Source organism: Oleiphilus sp. HI0067, assembly GCF_001635735.1.
On record NZ_LWFI01000916.1, the window covers coordinates 1 to 827 of the forward strand.

The 827-nt window shown below is 38.0% G+C and carries 1 pseudogene; it reads left to right on the forward strand.

What is annotated here, in order from left to right:
- Nucleotides 1-299: 299 nt before the first annotated feature.
- Nucleotides 300-458, forward strand: a pseudogene (locus tag A3739_RS28085) (DDE-type integrase/transposase/recombinase); the annotation flags it as partial.
- Nucleotides 459-827: the final 369 nt, after the last annotated feature.

Below are 827 nucleotides of genomic sequence, written 5' to 3' on the forward strand. Positions count from 1 at the left end.
AAACAGTAAACGATAGATTATAAGACAAGACCTCGACAATAGCGTGACAATCGAAGGCTTAATTTAAAGTGACGATATGGATTTAGCTACTGACGTTTAGGTTTATTCGAAGCATTATCCATACATTTGAACAACAATTTATAAATGGTTAAGAATAACCAAATTACTAAGATCTTAGGCCTCTCTCCTTCAATAACGTCTGAATTATAAATTTGTTTACTTAGAGAAGGTTTTCATTCTGTGCTACAAAAAACAATCATTAAAATCGAGAATCCGAAGTAGATTAGCCTGACAAGGAATGGGTGACAGATTCTACTTACATACAAACCTATCAAGGCTGGCTATATCTTGCAGTTGTCATCGATCTGTTTTCGCGCAAAGTCATTGATTGGTCGATGAAGGCTTCACCTAAATCTGACTTAGTCATTGATGCATCATTAATGGCAGTTTCACAATGAAGATCGAAAGATAAAGTGCTCATTCATTCCAGCCAAGGTGCTCAATATACTTCGAAAGACTAGCGAGACTCCTTACTAGATAATAATCTGGAAGTTAGCATGAGTCGCAGAGGAAACTGTCGGAACAATACGTTAGCGGAGAGTTTCTTATCGCTTCAACAAAAAGAGCTCTTTCGGCGCAAGGTCTAAAAAGGAAACGTTGTGAAAGCTGAAATTTTCGATCATGTCGAAGGCGTCTAAAACTCGATACGGAATCATGGCCTGTCTCCTCAGGACTATAAGGAATAGTACTTTAGAAAACTAGAGAACGTTTAGATTTCTAGGACCATACCGTCTGTCTCCTTTTTTGCTTTACCGGACCTAGAGAAA